Annotated in this window: 18 protein-coding genes and 1 pseudogene; 10 read left to right on the top strand and 9 right to left on the bottom strand. The window is 63.6% G+C overall.

What is annotated here, in order from left to right:
- The first annotated feature begins 17 nt into the window (after positions 1-17).
- From DES45_RS08120 to DES45_RS08110, 3 genes are all read left to right on the top strand, one after another.
- Positions 18-650 (top strand): response regulator, encoded by a 633-nt coding sequence (locus DES45_RS08120; protein ID WP_114769510.1) that lies wholly within the window; start codon positions 18-20, stop codon positions 648-650.
- Positions 651-818: 168 nt separating this feature from the next.
- Positions 819-1028 carry a hypothetical protein gene (locus DES45_RS08115; protein WP_147282366.1) on the top strand — a complete coding sequence of 70 codons (210 nt, stop codon included), beginning with the start codon at positions 819-821 and terminating at the stop codon, positions 1026-1028.
- 1292 nt (positions 1029-2320) lie between these two features.
- Positions 2321-3091: a hypothetical protein gene (locus DES45_RS08110; RefSeq protein ID WP_245571612.1), complete on the top strand. Its 771-nt coding sequence runs from the start codon at positions 2321-2323 to the stop codon at positions 3089-3091.
- Between the two features lie 136 nt (positions 3092-3227).
- Here the strand turns inward: DES45_RS08110 and DES45_RS08105 are convergent, their stop codons facing one another.
- The 5 genes from DES45_RS08105 to DES45_RS08085 all read right to left on the bottom strand — a co-directional run bounded on the left by DES45_RS08105 (position 3228) and on the right by DES45_RS08085 (position 8317).
- Positions 3228-3818: a hypothetical protein gene (locus DES45_RS08105; RefSeq protein WP_173947356.1), complete on the bottom strand. Its 591-nt coding sequence runs from the start codon at positions 3816-3818 to the stop codon at positions 3228-3230.
- A gap of 177 nt (positions 3819-3995) precedes the next feature.
- A complete protein-coding gene (locus DES45_RS08100) occupies positions 3996-4373 on the bottom strand; it encodes an Ig-like domain-containing protein (RefSeq protein WP_114769507.1) in 378 nt (125 codons plus the stop codon).
- Positions 4374-4506: 133 nt separating this feature from the next.
- Complete coding sequence (locus DES45_RS08095; protein WP_114769506.1) at positions 4507-4791, bottom strand: hypothetical protein; 285 nt, start codon at positions 4789-4791, stop codon at positions 4507-4509.
- Positions 4792-4833: 42 nt separating this feature from the next.
- Positions 4834-6273 (bottom strand): DUF1254 domain-containing protein, encoded by a 1440-nt coding sequence (locus DES45_RS08090; RefSeq protein ID WP_114769950.1) that lies wholly within the window; start codon positions 6271-6273, stop codon positions 4834-4836.
- 202 nt (positions 6274-6475) lie between these two features.
- Positions 6476-8317 carry a tetratricopeptide repeat protein gene (locus DES45_RS08085; RefSeq protein ID WP_114769949.1) on the bottom strand — a complete coding sequence of 614 codons (1842 nt, stop codon included), beginning with the start codon at positions 8315-8317 and terminating at the stop codon, positions 6476-6478.
- A 144-nt stretch (positions 8318-8461) separates the two neighbouring features.
- On the opposite strand from DES45_RS08085, the gene DES45_RS08080 reads away from it, so the two are divergent.
- Entirely contained in the window at positions 8462-8731 is a 270-nt protein-coding gene (locus tag DES45_RS08080; protein WP_114769505.1) for a hypothetical protein, read from the top strand.
- Between the two features lie 438 nt (positions 8732-9169).
- Here DES45_RS08080 and DES45_RS08075 read toward each other — a convergent pair whose 3' ends face one another.
- Entirely contained in the window at positions 9170-9706 is a 537-nt protein-coding gene (locus DES45_RS08075) for a TetR/AcrR family transcriptional regulator (protein WP_245571666.1), read from the bottom strand.
- Between the two features lie 157 nt (positions 9707-9863).
- Here DES45_RS08075 and DES45_RS08070 point away from each other — a divergent pair, with 157 nt between their 5' ends.
- The gene (locus DES45_RS08070) at positions 9864-10895 is read left to right on the top strand and encodes an aldo/keto reductase (protein WP_114769503.1); all 1032 of its coding nucleotides are present in this window, start codon (positions 9864-9866) and stop codon (positions 10893-10895) included.
- Between the two features lie 287 nt (positions 10896-11182).
- Here the strand turns inward: DES45_RS08070 and DES45_RS08065 are convergent, their stop codons facing one another.
- Together DES45_RS08065 and DES45_RS08060 are read right to left on the bottom strand one after the other, a co-directional pair.
- Positions 11183-11857 carry an RraA family protein gene (locus tag DES45_RS08065; protein ID WP_114769502.1) on the bottom strand — a complete coding sequence of 225 codons (675 nt, stop codon included), beginning with the start codon at positions 11855-11857 and terminating at the stop codon, positions 11183-11185.
- 83 nt (positions 11858-11940) lie between these two features.
- Positions 11941-12915, bottom strand: a complete 975-nt coding sequence (locus DES45_RS08060; RefSeq protein ID WP_114769501.1) for a hydroxyacid dehydrogenase — start codon at positions 12913-12915, stop codon at positions 11941-11943.
- A 251-nt stretch (positions 12916-13166) separates the two neighbouring features.
- Here DES45_RS08060 and DES45_RS08055 point away from each other — a divergent pair, with 251 nt between their 5' ends.
- The 5 genes from DES45_RS08055 (at position 13167) to DES45_RS08035 (ending at position 18373) form a co-directional block, all read left to right on the top strand.
- Positions 13167-13928: an IclR family transcriptional regulator gene (locus DES45_RS08055; RefSeq protein ID WP_114769500.1), complete on the top strand. Its 762-nt coding sequence runs from the start codon at positions 13167-13169 to the stop codon at positions 13926-13928.
- A gap of 44 nt (positions 13929-13972) precedes the next feature.
- Positions 13973-14932: a tripartite tricarboxylate transporter substrate binding protein gene (locus DES45_RS08050; protein ID WP_114769499.1), complete on the top strand. Its 960-nt coding sequence runs from the start codon at positions 13973-13975 to the stop codon at positions 14930-14932.
- Positions 14860-15396, top strand: coding sequence for a tripartite tricarboxylate transporter TctB family protein (locus tag DES45_RS08045; RefSeq protein WP_245571606.1), 537 nt, complete (start codon positions 14860-14862; stop codon positions 15394-15396). Before DES45_RS08050 ends, DES45_RS08045 begins: the two co-directional genes overlap by 73 nt.
- Positions 15396-16904 carry a tripartite tricarboxylate transporter permease gene (locus tag DES45_RS08040; protein ID WP_114769497.1) on the top strand — a complete coding sequence of 503 codons (1509 nt, stop codon included), beginning with the start codon at positions 15396-15398 and terminating at the stop codon, positions 16902-16904. The genes DES45_RS08045 and DES45_RS08040 overlap by 1 nt, the downstream gene beginning before the upstream one ends.
- A 191-nt stretch (positions 16905-17095) precedes the next feature.
- Entirely contained in the window at positions 17096-18373 is a 1278-nt protein-coding gene (locus DES45_RS08035) for an alpha-hydroxy acid oxidase (RefSeq protein ID WP_114769496.1), read from the top strand.
- Positions 18374-18635: 262 nt separating this feature from the next.
- Here DES45_RS08035 and DES45_RS25605 read toward each other — a convergent pair.
- Positions 18636-18734: pseudogene (locus DES45_RS25605) on the bottom strand (dihydrodipicolinate synthase family protein); the annotation flags it as partial.

Here is an 18734-nt window from a genome sequence, read left to right as displayed (position 1 = left end):
CGGGAGGAACTCTCGCGATGACACGCATCCTGATCGCCGACGATCATGACGTCCTCCGCTCCGGCGTGCGGACCATCCTGGAGGGGCATGAGGGCTGGGAGGTGATCGGCGAGGCGCGGGATGGCAAGCAGGCCATTGATATGGCCTTGGCGCTCCGCCCCGATATCGTCATCCTCGACTACGGCCTTCCGCTGGTGAACGGGGTCGAGGCCACCCGTCAGATCCGGGCGCGCGTGCCTGGCGTCGAGGTGCTGATCTTCACCATGCACGACACCGACAGCTTGGTGCGGGACGTCCTCGAGGCCGGCGCCCGCGGGTTCCTGCTCAAATCTGACGCCAGGCAGCTCCTGGTCTCGGCGGTGGAGACGCTGGCCGCCCACAAGCCATTCTTCACCGGCAAGGTCTCTGAGACCCTGCTCGAGACCTACCTGGCGAAGGGATGCGCACACGAGTCGGTGCTGAGCTCGCGTGAGAAGGCCGTGGTGCAACTGATCGCCGAGGGCAAGACCAACAAACAGATCGCCGACATCCTCAGCATCAGCACCAAGACGGTCGAGACCCACCGCGCCCTGGCCCTGCGCAAGCTCAATCTCGACACCACTGCGGCTCTGATCCGCTACGCGATCAGGAACAAGCTGGTGGAGGGCTGATCATAACCGTCCACTTGTGCCACCTCGTGCGCCTGAAAGCCGGTTTTCCGGCGCGCTGAACAGGGCCGGCACAATCACGATCGACATCCCCGACGTCGTGCAGCATGGGTGGCTCCGCGGCACCTCATGCCTCTCGCATGGAGCGCCATCTGCGGAAAGGAGGCTTCCATGAGCAACCAGGGCATGTTCATTGCTGGGGCGCTGATGGCTCTCGCAGGACCCAATTCGGCTCACGCGCAGCCCAATCCCATTCAGGGCGCACCCAACTCGCTCTTCCCCTATGCGGCTCCGAACGAAGTTCAGATTTTCAACGGCGTGCGCTGCCGCACGGTCCTTGTCGATGGCACCTACCGGGTCCCTGTGGAGTGTGCCCGATGATCATTCCTCGAGGTCCCGACATCGGCGCGCTCGGCGTGGTGATCCATCGTCAGTGGCGACGGCTGAAATCCTGGTCGGCCGCCAATGCCGAGGTCTGAGGACGTCGGGTGGACACACCCGCAGCGTCCTCAGTGCGACATCCGGCTCCAGCAGAATGTCCGGAGCACGAGCAAACGGGCTATATGCCCGCTGCTTGGCGTCGCTTACCCCGCCAGGCCGCGCGGGGTGACGAAATCAACCGGGCCGAACGGATTGCGCGATCCAACGAAAGTTCCGTTGGTGATCGGGACCGGAAGAAGGTTCAATCCGAAACGACCCCGGTTCGGCGCGTAGTCCGGGCTCAGCAGATAGGCCCGCGTCTGCCCATAGCCGCTGTGCCGGGATCGATCGAGCCGACCGGCACGACCGGTCCCGGATCGAGGAAGCTGCGCGGTTGGACCCGCAGGGACAAGGGGCGGCCCTATCCCAAGTCTTTGCCGAGCCTGAAACGGGCGGCTCTGAGCATCAGCGTCGTGGGGAAGGTCAAGAGTGCAACGGCGGCTGTCTAAACGATGACGGATGTGTAACACAACGGCAGGCCTCCTCGACACGACCATGGTCTCGCCGACGCCCCCATTGCAGGCCCCTTCATGTCAGCGGCTGCCTTCGACTCGCACGGGTGCCAGCCGATTGCCACGCTTAAGATGGTATCTTGCTGAAGCCGTTGCGCGGCAAGACCACACGTGCTCCCGGCGGCCAGAGAGAAACCGAATAGGCCGTCAGTTGCGAAAAGGCCCCGTCCGGCTTTCACCGCACGGGGCTGAGTTGAACGGGAGGCTTTGACAAGAGATAAGGGGTGGAGCGGGAAGAGCCTCCCAACGTTGATCATGCCGGTTGCCGGACGGCCGCTTGACCGATGAAGACAAGGGCTGGACGTTCTGGGATAGTGAGGCTGCCCGGTGATGATTTCGGCCAGTTTCCCAGCGTACCAACCACGGCATTCCGGATGCCATCGGCGATCTCGGTCTGGCGGGGCTCGCCGCTGTCATCGTGCAGGGCAGCAACACTCGCGGGCAAACCGCCCGTCTTTCCTTGCCTCTGCCAATTCCTTCCTTGACCGTCAGTCGCGCCTCGGCTGCTATGAGGCGGCTGGGAGAGGCAGGGGATTGTCAATCCAAGGGGGAACGATGCGTTACCTTTCTCACTGGCTGTCGTGTGGCGTCCCGGTTTCGCTCGGCCTTCTCGCTGGCGGACCAAATCCCACGCTCGCCGCGGACCTGGGGGCCCCTCCGGCTCCCGCGATGGAAGCTCCCGTGCCGCCCTCATGGACGTTCCGCGTCGTACCCTATGGCTGGCTCCTGGCGCTGAACGGCACCCAGACCGTGCGCGGGCGCTCCGCAAAGGTGAATGCGAGTTTCGCGGATATCGTCAAGGAGAGCGATACGCTCGTGGCCCTGATGGGCGACATCGAAGCCCGCAACGGTCGGTTCGCGCTCTTGGGGAACGTGGTCTGGAGCAAGATCGGCGTCGAGCGTGGCAACGTCCGCAGTCGTTCTCTCGCACCCGGTGTGACAGGAACCCTCGCGACCTCCCTCGGCCTCGACATCGAGATGACCATCGCCGAAGTCGGCACTGCCTACGAGGTCTACCGTTCGGGTCCCGTAGCTCTGGACGTCCTCGCCGGTGCCCGCTACTGGCATCAGGAGGCTGACCTCTCCCTCGATGCTTCGGCCGGGGTCCAAGTGGGTGACCTTGAGGTGGCTGGCACCCGCGCCTTTGCCCGCTCCGGATCCGTCGACTGGCTCGATCCCGTCATTGGGGCCCGCATCCGTTACACCGTGGCGCCGGGGCATGAGCTCCTTCTGCGCGGCGACATTGGCGGGTTCGGGGTCGGGAGCGATTTCTCCTGGCAGGCCATCGGCGCCTACGGGTTCGAGTTCGGCACTTACCAGGGCGTCACCTTCTCGGGCGTGATCGGGTACCGGGCCCTTTATGTCGACTATGTTCAAGGCGAGGGCCGGCAGCGCTACGAGTTTGACATGCTCGTGCATGGGCCCGTGGTCGGCATCAGCGCCAGATTTTGAAGGTGAATATCTCGGATAGCTGCCGGTCGCGGCCCGACAGGTCCGTCGGCACATGCCTGAATCCGGGAATACGGCAAGCCTGCAATGTGTTTGGCTTGTCCCTGGACATAGTCGACATTCAGGGGCCGGTAGCCGGCTACGCCCGAGAAGGTGACGCCCTGATAGGTGCCGAACTCGAACCCGTAGGCGCCGATGCCTCCCAAGAGAAGTCGCTCCCGACCCCGAACCCGCCGATGTCACCGCGCAGCCAGAATTCGTGTCCCGGTGCCACGGTGTAGCGCAACCGTGCGCCGAGCATCGGGTCGAGCCAGTCGACGGACCCGGAGCGGGCAAAGGCCCGGGCTCCTGCGACCTCGCGGTCGGCGATCCCTATGGTCCGATCGACCTCGAACGAGAGGTCCGCCTCCTGGTACCAGTAACGGGCGCCGCCGAGGACGTCGAAGGCGAGAGCGCCGAAGCGGGCGAACTCGTATGCCGCCCCGACCTCCGCGATGGCCATTTGGATGTCCAGGCCAAGGGCCCGACCGACGGTTGTCGTGACGCCCGGCGCGGGCGTGCGCGTCCTGACGTCATTGCGTTCGAAGCCGATGCTGCTCCAGACTACGTTGCCCATCAAGGCCAATGGGCCGTTGCGAGCCTCGACATCGCCCATCAGTCCCACGAGCGTGTCGCTCTCCTCGACGATGTCCGCGAAGCTCGCATCGACCTTTACGGAGCGTCCGCGCACGGTCTGGGTCCCATTCAATGCCGTGAGCCAGCCATAGGGTGTGAAGCGGTAGCTCCAGGAGGGCAGGGACGGCAGCTCTTGCAGCCACGACCTCCTGGGCGGGGTCCCGTGCAGCGCGTCGCTTGCCTGCCGATGCCGAGGTCTCGCGACCCCGGCACCTCCTGTTGGCGCTTAGGGCTACCTCACGGTAACCCTGTAGCTGAGCACGGATGTGCCAGGCTTCTCATCGATGCTCTGCCCCTTTGCGGTGATCGCGAAGGCGTCGGGACCGCGATAACCCGCAGCAGGCTCATAGATCCAGGTGTCCTTGTCGACCATCTTTACGGTCCCGTGCTGCGGCCGCTGGCTGACCTCCGAGCTGGCGAGCGTGCCTTGCGGGCTGATGTCGGACATGCATCCCTGCCCGGCCTGGACCTCGAAGGCGGCCTCCATGTTCGCTCCCATGATGGCCCGATTGCCGGCGATGTTGCACATGCTCTGTGGAGTCTGGGCAAGGACCGGGCCGGCAGACAATAACGCCAACGGGAGCACTGCGATCGAAAACGACGTCTTCATGATGGTCTCCTCTCGATGATCCTCAACACCCGGTCGAGGTTGCCCCCTGCACACGTTGTCTTGGCGGCCTTCGAGCGGCCGGCACCAAGCCCGGGCGGACGCGGCGGTCTCGGGCAGCCGCATCGAAGCGGTGTCAGAAATCGTCCGACCCGTCCTTGCAGCGATAGCCGATGAAGCACTGCGGGTTGTTGGAGCTCGGAACCCATGCCGGCTCGGGGAACTGGCCCACAGTGCATTCGGCACCGCTCCTGACGAATCGGGCGTAGGTGGAAGGCCCGGTGTCGAGGACGACCGCACCATCCTTCAGCACGAGCTGGCGGTTGGCCCCGCAGGTCCGCTGCGACGTCGGCGGTCCAACCTGGGCCACGGCGGCCGACACCGTTAACGCGAGCGCAGACAATGTGAGCAGATATCTCATCGATTCCTCCTCTGGCTTTGAACGACAGGCGTCGTCGCGTGGCTATGCCCGGTCACTGACCTTCCTGACCGGCGGGATCGTCCAGGTGCCGTCGATGATCGAGGGGTTGCTCTCGTTCGGCCAGTACATCCGCAGCATCAGGATGAACTTGCCGGCCGGGGCGGGCAGCCAGTTCGACTCCTTCTCGGCTCCGGGTGAGTCCTTCTGGATGTAGAGGTCGACCGAGCCGTCCGGATTGGCCTTCAAGTCCTGGCGGGCGCTGATCGAGTAGCGGTTGATCGGGTTGGGCACGAAGAAGTAGCTGCCGTCGTACATCGTCAGCGACCAGAAGCCCTCCACCGGCGGCAGCTGCCCCTTGGCGAAGCGCATGACGTACCTGTTGGCCCCGTCATAGGTCCGGCCGTCGCCGTCCTTCTGGGAGGTCGGATAGACGGCGTCCTGAGGCCGGTTGGCCCCGAGGCCGATCGCCGTGACGAGGGCCCGCATCAGGTAGTCGGTGCCGTAGATGCCGGTCTTCGTGGTAAAGCCCCAGCCGTCGATGTCATGCACGTCCTTGTTGATCTTGAACTGGATCATGATCCGGTCGTTGGCGATCTCCGGGATGCGCCTGGCGAAGTCGGCCCGCAGCTTGCTGGCATCGAAGTCCTGGCCGGGCACGAGGCCGATCCTGGCAAACTTCGCCAGCGCGGGAGCATCCGCCGCCGACGGCGGATTGGACTTCATCAGCTCCCCCAGCAGGGTGAAGTACGCCACCGCGTCAATGCGGTTCACCTGATCGCGAACGGCGGTCTTCATGTCGATCGAGGGTTCGACCTTGCCGGCAGGCGGCGTATACGGCTTGCCGTAAGCGCTGAGCGGCACCAGCTTGACCTGGTCCTGAAGCGCATGCACCTCGGCGTAATCCTCCGGCGTGCCGGTGCAGTAGATGCGGCCGAGCAGCCAGACGATGTTGGTGGGCGACTTGTACTCCTTGACGCCCGCCGGCAGCGTACCGCTCCAGCCGGGTCCGGTGATGGCATAGGTCTGGGCGCCGGTGCCGGTGGTGCGCTTGCCGGGAACCTGGAACACGGTCGTCCAGCCGTCCAGCATCGGCATGAGGAAGTAGCGATCCTTCATGTCCGGCAGGCTCAGCACCCAGGGCTCCTTGCCAACGTCGAAGAACGCGGTCGTGTAGAGCGTGTCGGCGTTGGGGGCGGTCACGTCACGGAAGGTAGCATCTGGGTAGTGCCGCAGCTTGATGACTTGGCCCATCGGTGCCCGGGTGCCCTCGGGGGCGGCCACGTTGGTGATGACCCGGCGCGTCATCTCCATGGTGACCAGCGGATAGCCGTAGATGTAGGCGTCGGTTGCCAGCCAGAAGTCCTCCAGACCTTCATCGAGGCCCAGCAGCTCGCCCAGATGGGCCTCGCTGACGGTGCTCATCGTCGTTCCGGCGAGCAGGCTCAAGGCACCGATGGCCGCCTGACGGCGGGTCAGCTTCATCGTCATGACAAATCTCCGTTGCGTTCGGATCCCAAGGACTGTGAGGCACTCGGTTGACCCGTGGTGGTGGACATTCCTGACCTGCGGGTCCTCGCCCGATGGTGCCCTGCGCGGTGTCCATCCGGCCGCCATATGCAGAAGCTAGCAACGGCGGAGCGTTCGCGCCTGTAGCATCGTGTAGTTTACGTGGTGGTGGCGCCCGTCAGTGCGGGGATGCCGATGCCTCGAGGGCCGTTTCCGCGGCCGTCCGGGCCGGCACCGGGAAGCCGGCTTTGCGAGCACCTTCGGCATAATGGGCTGCGTCCTCCGGCCGGTAGTTCCGCTTGGCCATCTCGTCGTCCCAGTGCTCGAAAATCGTTGGGCGCATGCGCAGGAACTGGTCACGCGCCTCGGCGGCTTCGGATGCCTTGCCGAGCTGGGCGTAGATGACGGCCGCGACGAAGTGGTAGAGCGGGAACTTCTCCAGCGCCGCCTGCCGGATCAGGGTCTCGGCGCGGGCGTAGTCGTGCTGCATGTAGGCATAGACCGCCAGAACCCCGCTGTAGTAGCCGGAATGGCCCGGGTTGCGTGCAAGCGCCTGCTCGATCAACTCGGAGCCGCGCTGCCAGGCGCCCGCCTGGCTGAGACAGGTCCCGAACGCGCCGAGTAGCTCGGTGTCGTTCGGGTTCAGCTCCACTGCCCGCTCGCCCACCTCCAACGCCTCCGTTGGCTTCTGGTCGAAGAACAGCGCCATCATCAGGGCCTGGAGCGCCCGCACGTTCTCCGGATCGAGGCGGATCGCGCGGCGGGCGGCGTCGAGCGAGCGCTGGATCGGGGTGCTGGACCCCGCCCTCGGATTGAACCCGAACCGGTCCTCGTCGAGATAGAGCACCGACAGCATCGCCCACGCGGTCGCATAATCCGGATGGAGCGCCACGGCCCGCTCCAGGCAGGCACGGTTTGCGGCATGGTTCTCCTCCGACAGCGCGGCCCGGTAATCGTAGAACCGCAGCGTGCACGCATAGGCCTCTAGGTCATCTGGCGGGCGGGAGCCGGTCCGGGTCCCGTCGGCCCGCTGGATGATGCCGTAGGGCTGCGCCACCGCGGTCACCACCTTGCGTGCGACGTCGTCCTGGATCGTGAAGAGGTCCCGGACCTGCAAGTCCTCGTCATTGGTCTGCGACCACAGCACGACACCGGTCTGTGCATCGAGGAGCCGACCCGTGATGCGCAGGCGCTGCGCCGCGGCCCGGACGCTGCCCTCGAGCATGTAGCGGACGCCGAGGTCACGACGAATGCGGGCGGCATCCGCCCCAGGCGGGATGCTGCGCGACGTCTCCCGCCCGAGGACGGAGATCTCCTTGAACCGCGCGAACTGGCTGAGGACCTCCTCGGTCACGCCGTCCGCATAAATTTTCGCCGATGGCTCTCCCAGGGCCTCGAACGGCATAACGACGAGGGTCGGCCCGCCGGGAGGAAAAGCGGCCGCTGCCTGGGGCGTGCGGGACGCGCCGTCACGCCACGGTCCCCACAGGAGCATCCCACCAAGGAGGGCAAGGAAGGCGATTGCTACGGGAACCGCGACGAGCCAGGGCGTCCGGCGCCGTAGCGGCGGATCGATCGGAGGCCCGGGCGACACGGCGGCAGGGGCAGCCGGGACAGGATGGGCTTCCTCGACCGGCGGCACACGCCAGGCGAAGTGCGGGACATAGCCCCCCTTGGGGATGGTGATGACCACCGGGTCCAGTGTGCCGCCCGAGAGATAGTAGCGCTCCAGTGCCCGGCGCAGCCGTCCGGCCTCAATGCGCACGACCGGGTCTCCCTGGGCATCGAAGTCTGCGTTGCGCTCGAACACCTCAGTGCCGATGGCATAGGCCTTGATGCGCTCGGCGCGCCCGGCGAGCGTCTCCTCGACGACATAGCGCAGGAACCGGCGGGCCCGGGCAGACGCGTCGAGATCGGGGCTGGCGAGGAGGATCTCGAGCTGGGCGCGCACGTCCTCCGCCGCGGGCGGCGACTGCGCCTGCGGCGAGGCACCGACAGTGCCGTCGCCTCCACCGAGCATGGATCGGTCCATTGTCCGCGGGCGTACGAGACGCCTCTTTCCGTAACCTACAGTAACATACTCCCCGCGCGTGCGGTACGGGGCGATGCTGGCAACCGTGGGGCGGCGCACCCGCACCGCCCGAGCCGGCAACGGGATTACGCCATGCATCACGCTGTCCAGGCCGCAATCGCCCGCTTCCCGGACCGAGGGCATGCCATCGAGGCATTATCCCGCATGGATGACAGCTTCATGTCCCTCTGCGAGGACTTCGCCGAGGCGCAGGCGGCCCTGGTACATTGGGAGCGCTCGGGATCTCCGGTGCGGACGGCACGCTGCGCCGAGTACCGCGAGCTGGTTCGGGATCTCGCGGCAGAGATCGAGGTCGAGCTGGAACGCAACAAGGACAACCTGAGACGAGATCGCCCGGCTTGAACCGACGCGGGGCTCACACTGCCGTGAGGATGGGTCGCAGATCCAGCCTGGAGCCGAGGGGGTGAGAGGTCTCGCCTTGGGTTTATGCGGCGGGCAGGTGAAACTGCCCGGCGAGCGATGGCACACCTTCCGGAGGGCCGAGGTGCGCCTGACCGGATCGGAGGAGATGCTGGAAACGGAGGTTCCCCCGGCAACGACGCTCCGAACTGGCGGTGTGGTCAGCATCATGTGTTGCAGGGGCGTGTCTATCCGCTCAAGTGGCACTTACCCCGGAGGAAGCAGGGAGGTCTTGAGGCTATTTGCCTGATGAGCCTGGGGAAGGCCTCCTCCTGGCACATCTCTGAAGTACGTCGAGTGTCCGCTTATGCGGGAAGCACCAGACATTCCGCAAGGCTTGCAAACTTCACTGCGTGACCCTTCGCAGACGTTGGAGGGCAACTACGGCTGTCCCCTCGCATCGTAGCGGATCCCATCGATCAACAAGGACACCATTCGTCGGGACGCCTCCGTAATTCCACCTTTGCCATCTGGCGAGCAGAGGTGCGCGACAGCCATCAGGAGATCTGGAGCTTCGACGTCCGATCTCACGACGCCTGCCGTTGCTGCCGCCTGGAGGAGGCGCGACGCGGCTGGTGCCAAATGCTCCATCAGGTAAGCCGGCAGAGGGTCGTAAGCCGGATCACCCGAATGCAGGGCCGCGGATAGGCCCCGCTTGGCCGCAACGAATTCGATGAAGCGATCCAACCAGCGCTCCAGCGCCTCGCCAGGCTCATACTGCTCGGCCATGATTGAGGCTGCCGCAGCGCAGGCGTCCACTTCCTTGCGGAACACGGCGACGATCAGGTCGGACCGTTGCGGAAAGTGTCGGTAAAGCGTGCCCACTCCGACTTCGGCCTTCTCGGCGATCTCCCGGATGGGCGCATCGACACCAGAAGTCGCGAACACCTCCATGGCGGCATCGAGCAGCGCATGCATATTCCGCCGCGCATCGGCACGTGGCTGCCTCTTGGCCTTCGTCCCAGACAAGTCTTCGATACCTCTTGATAAACGGAATGACGTTCCGTATTTAAGCGGAATGCCGTTCCATTTAACATCAAGGAACGGCCTTGACCAGCGCGGAAAGGACAATGTCATGCAACACCGTTCCCTCGGACGAACTGGCATCAAGGTGAGCACCTACTGCTTGGGCGCCATGATGTTCGGCAAGATGGGCAACCCCGACCATGATGAATCCATCCGCATCATCCATCGGGCTTTGGATGCCGGGATCAACTTCATCGACACTGCGGACCGTTACAGCGCAGGTGAGTCCGAGGAGATCGTCGGCAAGGCTCTGAAGAGACGTCGCGACAGCGTGGTGCTGGCCACAAAGTTCCATGGTTCCATGAGCGACGATCCCAACATGCAAGGGAACTCGCGACGGTGGATCACCCGCGCGGTCGAGGATTCGCTGCGACGGCTCGGCACGGATTACATTGATCTGTACCAGGTGCATCGTCCCTCTCCGGACACCGATATCGAAGAGACTCTTTCCGCGCTGACGGACCTGGTGCGGGCCGGCAAGGTTCGCGCAATCGGCTCATCGACCTTTCCGGTATCCGAAATCGTCGAGGCCCAATGGGTGGCGGAGCGCCGCGGGCTTGCTCGTTTCCGCACCGAACAGCCGCCTTACTCCATCCTGGATCGCGGCATCGAGCGCGACATGCTGCCGACCTGCCAGAGATACGGCATGGGCGTGATGGTCTGGAGCCCATTGTCCAAGGGCATGCTCACGGGCAAATACCGCAAAGGCCAGCCGCTGCCCGACTCGCCGCGTGCCAAGTACTTCACGAAGCAGTTCTCCGACGAGCGCAGCCTCGAGGCCGTAGAGCAACTGATCCTGCTGGCGCAGGATGCCGCCCTGCCGCTCACGCATCTGGCTCTGGCCTTCGTCACGGCTCATCCAGGTGTGACGTCGGCGATCCTTGGACCGCGAACGATGCAGCACCTTGATGATCTCTTAGCCGGTGCTGAGGTGCGGCTCAGCGAGGACGTGTTGGACCGGATCGACGGGATTGTTCCGCCCGGGGTCGACGTGGGTCTCAACGAGGCCAACTACATGCCGCCAGCCCTGGTCAGGCCCGAGCTTCGGCGCCGCCCCGCAGGTGAACGGTCAGCGGCTTGACAGCGGAGGTGCAGGACCGGGCGTCTGCGGCGTCCGGTCCTAGCACATTTGCGAAATGGTCAAAATGTCGGTGACGGAGGGGTAAACAGACATTCCCGGGGCGTCAGCAATTGCCTCGGATGCCCCATTTCGGACCTTCGCTTGCAGCGGCACGAGGCGACGGCAGCGCGGCAAGGAGTAGCCTTCTCCTCCGGCCACGGCTCGGTGCATGATCATTGAGTAAAAAATCGAGTTTGCCACATGAAAAACGACCGGCTGAGGCAGCCGGTCGCTCAACCGTCACAGACTTAGACCCCTTCACATCCCAATCGCTTCAAGGCTTCGTCGACCCAAGGCTTCGAAACGTTGCCTTCCTGAGTCGCCGCCATGATCTTCGCCTCGGCCGCCTGCTTCGCCTTGGCGTCGGCGTAGATCGTCGCGGTGTCGCCGAAGGGAACGCAGAGCAGGCCATCGTCGTCGCCGAGAATCAGGTCGCCAGGTTCGACGACCATTCCGTCGACGGCGATCGGAACGTTGATCTCGCCCGGACCATCCTTGTAGGGGCCACGATGCGTCACGCCCGCGGCAAAAACGGGAAACTGGTGAGAGCGGATGTAACCGTAGTCGCGCACCGCGCCGTTGATTACAATTCCCGCGAGCCCGATCTTCTCGGCGTGGGCGAGCATGAGTTCGCCGATGATGGCATTGGTCAGATCGCCTCCGGCGTCCACGAAGATGACGTCGCCGGGCTCAGCAATCTGGAGTGCCTTGTGGACCATGAGGTTATCGCCCGGGCGGGTTTTCACGGTCAGCGCGGGACCCGCGAGAACACCACCTGCATGGAGCGGTCGCAGACGTGAGCCGGCAGCCGTCATACGCGACATCACATCGCTCACGTTGGCGACGGGCAATTCGCGAAACTGCTGTACAACCTCCACATCGACTTTGCGCTGGCGAGGCAGAACTCTGAATCCGATAGTCACTTTTGGTGGTCCCTTTTCACGATGTTGAATGCTCATGGATACGGCGCGGAATTCGGGGATCGAACCGCGTCACTTCGGCATGGCTAATGCGCAGCGGATGCTGCGGTCTGGAAAGTCGGGTTCGCGACGCTCCTGAGATCGGGGCCGTTGCCATGGAGGACGCTGATGACGTGGCGTGCGGCCGTCTCGGCCATGGCCCGCATTGCGCCTTTTGCCGCTCCGCCCGTGTGCGGGGTCACGATGATGTTCGGCAGCGACCAAAGCGGGCTGTCCTTTGGCGGAGGCTCTTCGGCGAAGCTGTCGAGGCCGGCTCCCGCGATGGTCCCGTCACGCAGGGCCTCAACAAGCGCCAACTCGTCGATAATGCCGCCGCGCGCCGTGTTTACGACGAAGGATGTCGGCTTCATGCGCCTGAGGCGTTCCGCATTGATGAGGTGACGTGTTTCCTTTGTCAGGGGACAATGGAGGCTGACAATGTCCGATGTTGCAAGAAGCGTATCGAAGTTGGTTTCACGAGTGACCTCGCGCGGCAGTTCGGTCGTGTATGGGTCGAAGACCGTGACGGACATTCCGAGCCCTCGTGCGAGCATCGCGACCTCCTGCCCGATGGCACCGAAGCCCACCAGTCCCAGTTTTGCCCCGGCAAGATCCCGTCCGACGTAGCTCGCCTTGGGCCATTCGCCGCCTTTGACTGCGCGATCCAGCGGGACGATGTCTTTCATCAAGGCGATAATCAGAGCTATCGTATGCTCCGCCACCGATCGCGCGTTGGCGCCGAGCGCTCGAAGAACCGGTATGCCGCATCGTGCGGCGGCATCGAGGTCGATGTTGTCGACGCCGGTGCCATGCTTGGCGATGACCTTGAGACGTGGTGAGGCCGCAATGACGGTCTCGTTCACTTGGCCCTGCCGGACAATCAGCCCTTCGATCTGAAGATCGGCCGCGAGCTTCGCAATATCGTCCGACGAAGCATAGGGGGGGCAGTAGTAAGTCTGAAGGCCGTGCGCTTCGAGGGCAGCGACAGCTTCCCCCGCAAGAGCGGAACCCGTGACAAGCACAGCCCGCTCCTGGGCTGATTGTGCCGCCTTCTTCGGCGCAGCTTCACCAGGCTGATTTCCCAGCACATTCTTCTCCCATTTCGTGACCTGTCCCCCGGTTGACCCGCGACACAGCCTCTAGGCCCGCAAAAACTTGATGAACAAACAAGCGTCGCATCGAGACAGTTTCTTGCGCGGCGACAAGCTTTGACAGAAGCATATTTCTGCGCTATTTCATAGTGAGAAATGGCGTTACGCAGAGTGAAACGCTTATGGCAAGAGAAGCTTTGGACATCGAGGCGCGAGAGGAAGGCGGGGTCATCGCTGTCGAGCGTGCCTTGTCGGTGCTCGATGCATTTACGGCCGACGACCGCTCGTTGAGTCTGGCGGAGCTGGCGCGGCGTGTTGGCCTCTCGAAGCCGACTGTTCTCCGCTTTACGAAGTCACTCGCTCGGGCCGGCTACCTCGTCCGCAACGATGATGCGAGCTGGCGCTTGGGACCGAAGCTTGCCCGGTTGGGAACGCTCTATCAGGCGGGCTTCCGAATCGAAGATTACGTTCAGCCGGCACTCCGCCGCTTGGCTCAAGAGACAGGTGAGAGCGCAGCGTTCTACGTTCGCGAAGGCGACATGCGCCTCTGCCTGTTTCGGGTGGATTCACCGCAATCCATTGGCCATCATGCCCGGACCGGCGATCTGCTTCCGCTCGACCGCGGTGCGCCGGGACGCGTGCTCCTCGCCTTCGGCGGCGAACCGGGCGAGCTCTATGATCGGATCCGGCGCGACTTCTATTACGCAACATGCGGTGAGCGCGATCCGCAGGTCGGCAGCGTCGCCTATCCGGTGTTCAGGATCGGTCAACAGCTCGCCGGCGTTCTCGCCGTGACCGGCCCGAAGAGCCGCTTCGACGATGAGGCGATTGCCCGCCATCTCGAGCCGTTGAGATCCATTGCCAGCGAACTGACACGACAACTCGGCGGGAAGACCGAGGAGCAGAATTCGAACCTCGGGCTACGCGCATCCGCTCAAATCTGAGGCGAATAAACCCGATCACCGTGATCATATAAGGAGAGGAAACTGTGTTTAAGGTTCTTAAAACGCTTTGTATCGGCGCGCTCACGGTAAGCGCCGCGGCGACAGCCGCTCACGCCGAGTGGCCGAAAGATCGTCCCATCGAGATCGTCGTTGCGTTCGCGCCAGGCGGAAGCACCGACGTCATGGCTCGTGCGATGCAGCCTTTCCTGGAGAAAGAGCTCGGCGCGAAGACCGTGATCGTCAACAAGCCCGGCGCTTCGGGCGAGATCGCTTATACCTATCTCTCCCAGGCCAAGCCGGACGGGTACACTTTCTCGTTCATCAACACGCCCGGCTATCTGTCCATGCAGGTGCAGCGCAAGCTGCGTTACGACCCGAAGAGCATCCAGGCCGTGGCCCGTATCGTCGACGATCCGACTGCTTACGTCGTGAAGGCCGACTCCCCGATCAAATCGCTCAAGGATCTCATCGCCCAGGCCAAGGCGAAACCGGGGTCTGTGTCGGTTGGCACCTCCGGCGTCGGCACCGATGACCATCTTGCGATGATCCTTCTGGAGCAAGCAGCCGGTGTGACGCTGACCCACGTCCCGTTTCCCGGCGCCGGTGAAACCCGAACAGCCCTTCTCGGCGGACACATCACGACGGGTGGCCTGAACGTCAGCGAATTCGCAGGTGGCGATCTGAGCACCATTCGCCCGTTGGTTACGTTCGGCGACAAGCGCTCTCCTGAAGCGCCAGATGTCCCGACGGCTAAGGAGGAGGGCTTCGAGGTATTCATGAGTTCAGAACGTGGTCTGGCTGCACGCCGGGACATTCCGGCCGATATCCGCGCCAAGTTCTCGGAAGCCGTGAAGAGGGTCGTCGAGAGTCCCGAGTTCAAGGAAGAGGCTAAGAAGCTCGCTCTTCCGCTCGCCTATCTGTCGGGCGAGGAATGGGAGCAGCAGATGCCGAAGCGCCTGCAATCGTTCCAGGACATCTGGAACAAGACACCCTGGGTGCAATAATGGCCAACCGCTCGGAACTCGGGCGGAAAGGTAACAAACCTGATCTTCTTGCTGGGTTGATTTTCATCGTCATCGGAGCGCTCGGCCTTTGGGCCGGGCGTGACCTGAGGATGGGCAATGCCGCCATGATGGGTCCGGGTTACCTTCCGCTGATCGTCTCGGCGCTGATCCTGCTGATCGGCCTCGGGGTAACCATCATGGGCCTCATGAGTTCGAGCGAACCAATCGGGGTCATTCGTCTGCGTCCGCTCCTGATCATTCTCCTCGCGGTCGCCGGCTTCGCCTATGCAGCGGGATCCTTGGGGTTCATCATTGCGGCCGCATGGCTCATTGGCATCGGCAGCCTAGCCGATCCTGAGACCCGGCTCCGCGAGATCGCCGCCTCCATCGTGGTGCTGACGATTTTCGGCATCCTCGTTTTCATCGTTGGACTGGGCGTCCAGATGCCGTTGGGGCCATTCTGATGGAATTCTTTGATTCACTCATTCTCGGGTTCAGCACGGCTGTTACCCCGACCAATCTCCTATTTTGTCTTATTGGCGCTCTGCTGGGTACGCTGATCGGCGTGCTTCCAGGGATTGGTCCGACCGCAACGCTGGCGATCCTCCTGCCGATCACGTTCTTCCTGCCGCCGTTGGCGGCGCTGATCATGCTCGCGGGTATCTTCTACGGCGCACAGTACGGTGGGTCGACGACTGCCATCCTGGTGAATCTGCCAGGTGAGGCGTCCTCGGTAGTCACGGCGATTGATGGCTACCAGATGGCGAAGCAAGGCCGGGCGGGAGCGGCACTCGCCATCGCGGCCTTGGGATCGTTCTTCGCCGGCACGGTATCGACCATCGGGCTAGCGGTTGCGGGACCAACGCTGGCAGGCTTTGCGCTCTCGTTCGGCCCGGCGGAGTACTTCTCGCTGACGATCTTCGGATTGCTGTGCGCGACGATCCTGGCCAGCGGGTCCGTGATCAAGGCCATTGGCATGATCGGCATCGGGCTTCTTCTCGGCTGGGTTGGCACCGACGTGAACAGCGGGTCCGAGCGCCTTACCTTCGGGGCAGTGGAACTCTTTGACGGCATCGAGTTCGTCGTCATCGCCGTCGGCCTCTTCGGCATTGCCGAAATCATCGTCAATCTCGAAACCCCGGAATCCCGGGGGTTGATCGCAACCAAAATCACGAGCCTCTGGCCGACACGCGACGACTTCCGGAAGGCATGGCCGGCGGTTCTTCGTGGAACAGGCCTCGGGACGTTTCTCGGCATCCTTCCCGGCGGTGGCGCAACGCTCAGCGCGTTCAGTGCCTACACTCTGGAAAAGAAGGTTTCGCGCAACCCGAAAGAGTTCGGCAGGGGTGCCATCCAGGGTGTGGCAGGTCCCGAGGCGGCCAACAACGCCGGAGCCCAGTCGTCGTTCATTCCCTTGCTGACGCTCGGGATTCCCTCGAATGCCGTGATGGCCATGCTGCTGGGCGCCATGACGATCCATGGCATTACGCCGGGTCCCTCCGTCATGCACAACCAGCCGGATCTGTTCTGGGGACTCATCGCCAGCATGTGGATCGGAAACCTGATGCTGCTGGTCATCAATCTGCCGTTGATCGGCCTGTGGGTTAAGCTCCTGACAGTGCCGTACCGTCTCCTCTACCCGGCGATCCTCGTGTTCTGCTGCGTTGGCGTCTACAGCGTCAGCAACCGCGCCTTCGACGTCGCCCTGGCGGTTGGCTTCGGCTTCCTCGGTTATCTGTTCCGGAAGGCGAAGTGCGAGCCCGGGCCGCTGCTGCTCGGCTTCGTTCTCGGCCCCTTGCTGGAGACGAATCTGCGACGGGCCATGCTGATCTCGCAGGGAAGCCCGAGCGTCTTCATCGAGAGGCCCATCAGCCTTGCGCTTCTGATCGCCTCCGCGGCCCTGTTCGTCCTGCTGCTGGTGCCGGCGATCCGCAAGACCCGTGAGGAAGCCTTCGTGGAGGAGGAGGCCTAAGACACTCAGGCGAGGAATGGCTTGTTGGGATCTGGTCCCGACAAGGCCATCCGCGGTTCGCGGCCTCGTCGGGCTCCTTTCGGACCCTGGACCATGGATTGATGGTCCTATTCTGCTGCTTGAGGAGCGACGGTCGGTCGCCGGTGCATCGTGCCGTTCCTCATTCATCGGTAATTTGAGAGAAGACATTCATGGGAGCATTTGACACGCCCGGCGGTTTGAAGCGTTCCGCGACGGACCTGGAGGGGACACCTGTTCAGGGCAGCGCGCGAACGCCCCCTCCCGCTCTCCCTCGACGCCTTCGCCGGATCCTGTCACTCGACGATTTCGAGAACGAGGCGCGCCGCCATCTGCCGCGCCCGATTTTCGGGTACGTATCGGGGGCTGCCGAGACCAACGCCTCCCTTCGTGACAACCGGTCAGCCTTCAGGGAGCTCGGCTTCCTCCCGAGGGTGCTCGTCGACGTCTCCAAGCGAACGCAGAAGGTCGAACTGTTTGGCCGCGCCTATGCGGCTCCCTTTGGGATCGCCCCGATGGGGATCAGTGCTTTGTCCGCCTATCGTGGCGATCTCGTCCTGGCGCAGGCAGCCGGGCGGGCGAACATCCCGATGGTGATGAGCGGGTCGTCCCTTATCCGTCTCGAGGACGTCGTTAAGGCGAATCCTGAGGCTTGGTTCCAGGCCTATCTGCCGGGTGAACCGGATCGGATCCTCGGATTGCTGGAGCGGGTGGAGCGAGCGGGCTTCGGGACCCTCGTGCTGACCGTGGACACGGCTGTTCTGGCCAATCGCGAGAACAATGTTCGAGCTGGTTTCTCCACTCCTCTTCGGCCCAGTCTGCGTCTGGCCTGGGACGGCATGATACGTCCGAACTGGACGTTGAACACGTTTCTTCGGACGTTATTGAAGCACGGGATGCCTCACTTTGAGAATTCCTACGCGACACGTGGTGCGCCGATCCTGGCCAGGAGCGTGATGCGGGACTTCGGGGCCAAGGATCACCTGAACTGGCGTCATCTAGAGCTGATCCGGGAGCGGTGGAAGGGGTGCCTCGTCATCAAGGGCATCATGTCCAAAGAGGATGCATGCACCGCCCGGGACAGTGGTGTCGATGGCATCATCGTTTCGAACCATGGGGGGCGGCAACTCGATGGTACGGTCTCGCCGCTCCGTGCCCTGCCGATGATTGTGGATGCCGTGGGCGCAACAATTCCTGTCATGATGGACGGCGGTGTCCGGCGGGGTTCGGACGTGCTGAAGGCGATCGCTCTTGGTGCGGCATTCGTCTTCGTCGGCCGCCCGTTCGTTTACGCGGCCGCAATCGGGGGCGAAGCCGGCGTCAGTCACGCCATCAACATCCTTGCGTCCGAGATCAGCCGAAACATGGGTCTGCTCGGGATCAACTCTCTCGACGAGATGCACCCGGATCGACTGCTCAGGCTCAGCGGCGTGGCTGGGACCCGTCCTTGAGAGTTCTGCCAGGAGTGGCGGCGAGGTGGGAAGGTCGGGTGTTGGCACATCTGAGACGTTGGGCTAACGGCAGCTAACCCAGCTAGAGGAGACGTTCGCGTAGGGCAGGGGAATGTCATGGGTTGGCTCACAGGCGACTGGCGTGTGCCAAATTGGCTCGATCCAGATCTCTTGACAGAGGGCAAGAACCGGAAAGGAACTTCTGGCTGAGGCAACCGCCTGTTAGAGCATCCAGGGTCTAAACCCTTCGTGTGGGTCCTTATCACCCCCAGCGGAGCACGACCGGGTCGAGGCGGCGGGCGATCTCCAGGAGGCCCTTGCGGGTCTCCGGATGCAGGGGCTGCAGGGGATGGCGCACCCT

Source organism: Microvirga subterranea, from assembly GCF_003350535.1.
GTDB classification, from domain to species: domain Bacteria; phylum Pseudomonadota; class Alphaproteobacteria; order Rhizobiales; family Beijerinckiaceae; genus Microvirga; species Microvirga subterranea.
The sequence above is the reverse complement of the archived record's forward strand: the minus strand, read 5'-3'. Positions and strand labels throughout refer to the sequence as shown.

Coding starts and splice junctions, on each gene's coding strand:
- DES45_RS08040 (WP_114769497.1), top strand. CDS start 15,396: ATGGAATTCTTTGATTCACTCATTCTCGGGTTCAGCACGGCTGTTACC.
- DES45_RS08120 (WP_114769510.1), top strand. CDS start 18: ATGACACGCATCCTGATCGCCGACGATCATGACGTCCTCCGCTCCGGC.
- DES45_RS08055 (WP_114769500.1), top strand. CDS start 13,167: ATGGCAAGAGAAGCTTTGGACATCGAGGCGCGAGAGGAAGGCGGGGTC.
- DES45_RS08045 (WP_245571606.1), top strand. CDS start 14,860: ATGGGAGCAGCAGATGCCGAAGCGCCTGCAATCGTTCCAGGACATCTG.
- DES45_RS08085 (WP_114769949.1), bottom strand. CDS start 8,317: ATGCTCGGTGGAGGCGACGGCACTGTCGGTGCCTCGCCGCAGGCGCAG.
- DES45_RS08075 (WP_245571666.1), bottom strand. CDS start 9,706: ATGCATGCGCTGCTCGATGCCGCCATGGAGGTGTTCGCGACTTCTGGT.
- DES45_RS08080 (WP_114769505.1), top strand. CDS start 8,462: ATGCATCACGCTGTCCAGGCCGCAATCGCCCGCTTCCCGGACCGAGGG.
- DES45_RS08100 (WP_114769507.1), bottom strand. CDS start 4,373: ATGAAGACGTCGTTTTCGATCGCAGTGCTCCCGTTGGCGTTATTGTCT.
- DES45_RS08095 (WP_114769506.1), bottom strand. CDS start 4,791: ATGAGATATCTGCTCACATTGTCTGCGCTCGCGTTAACGGTGTCGGCC.
- DES45_RS08070 (WP_114769503.1), top strand. CDS start 9,864: ATGCAACACCGTTCCCTCGGACGAACTGGCATCAAGGTGAGCACCTAC.
- DES45_RS08090 (WP_114769950.1), bottom strand. CDS start 6,273: ATGAAGCTGACCCGCCGTCAGGCGGCCATCGGTGCCTTGAGCCTGCTC.
- DES45_RS08035 (WP_114769496.1), top strand. CDS start 17,096: ATGGGAGCATTTGACACGCCCGGCGGTTTGAAGCGTTCCGCGACGGAC.
- DES45_RS08115 (WP_147282366.1), top strand. CDS start 819: ATGAGCAACCAGGGCATGTTCATTGCTGGGGCGCTGATGGCTCTCGCA.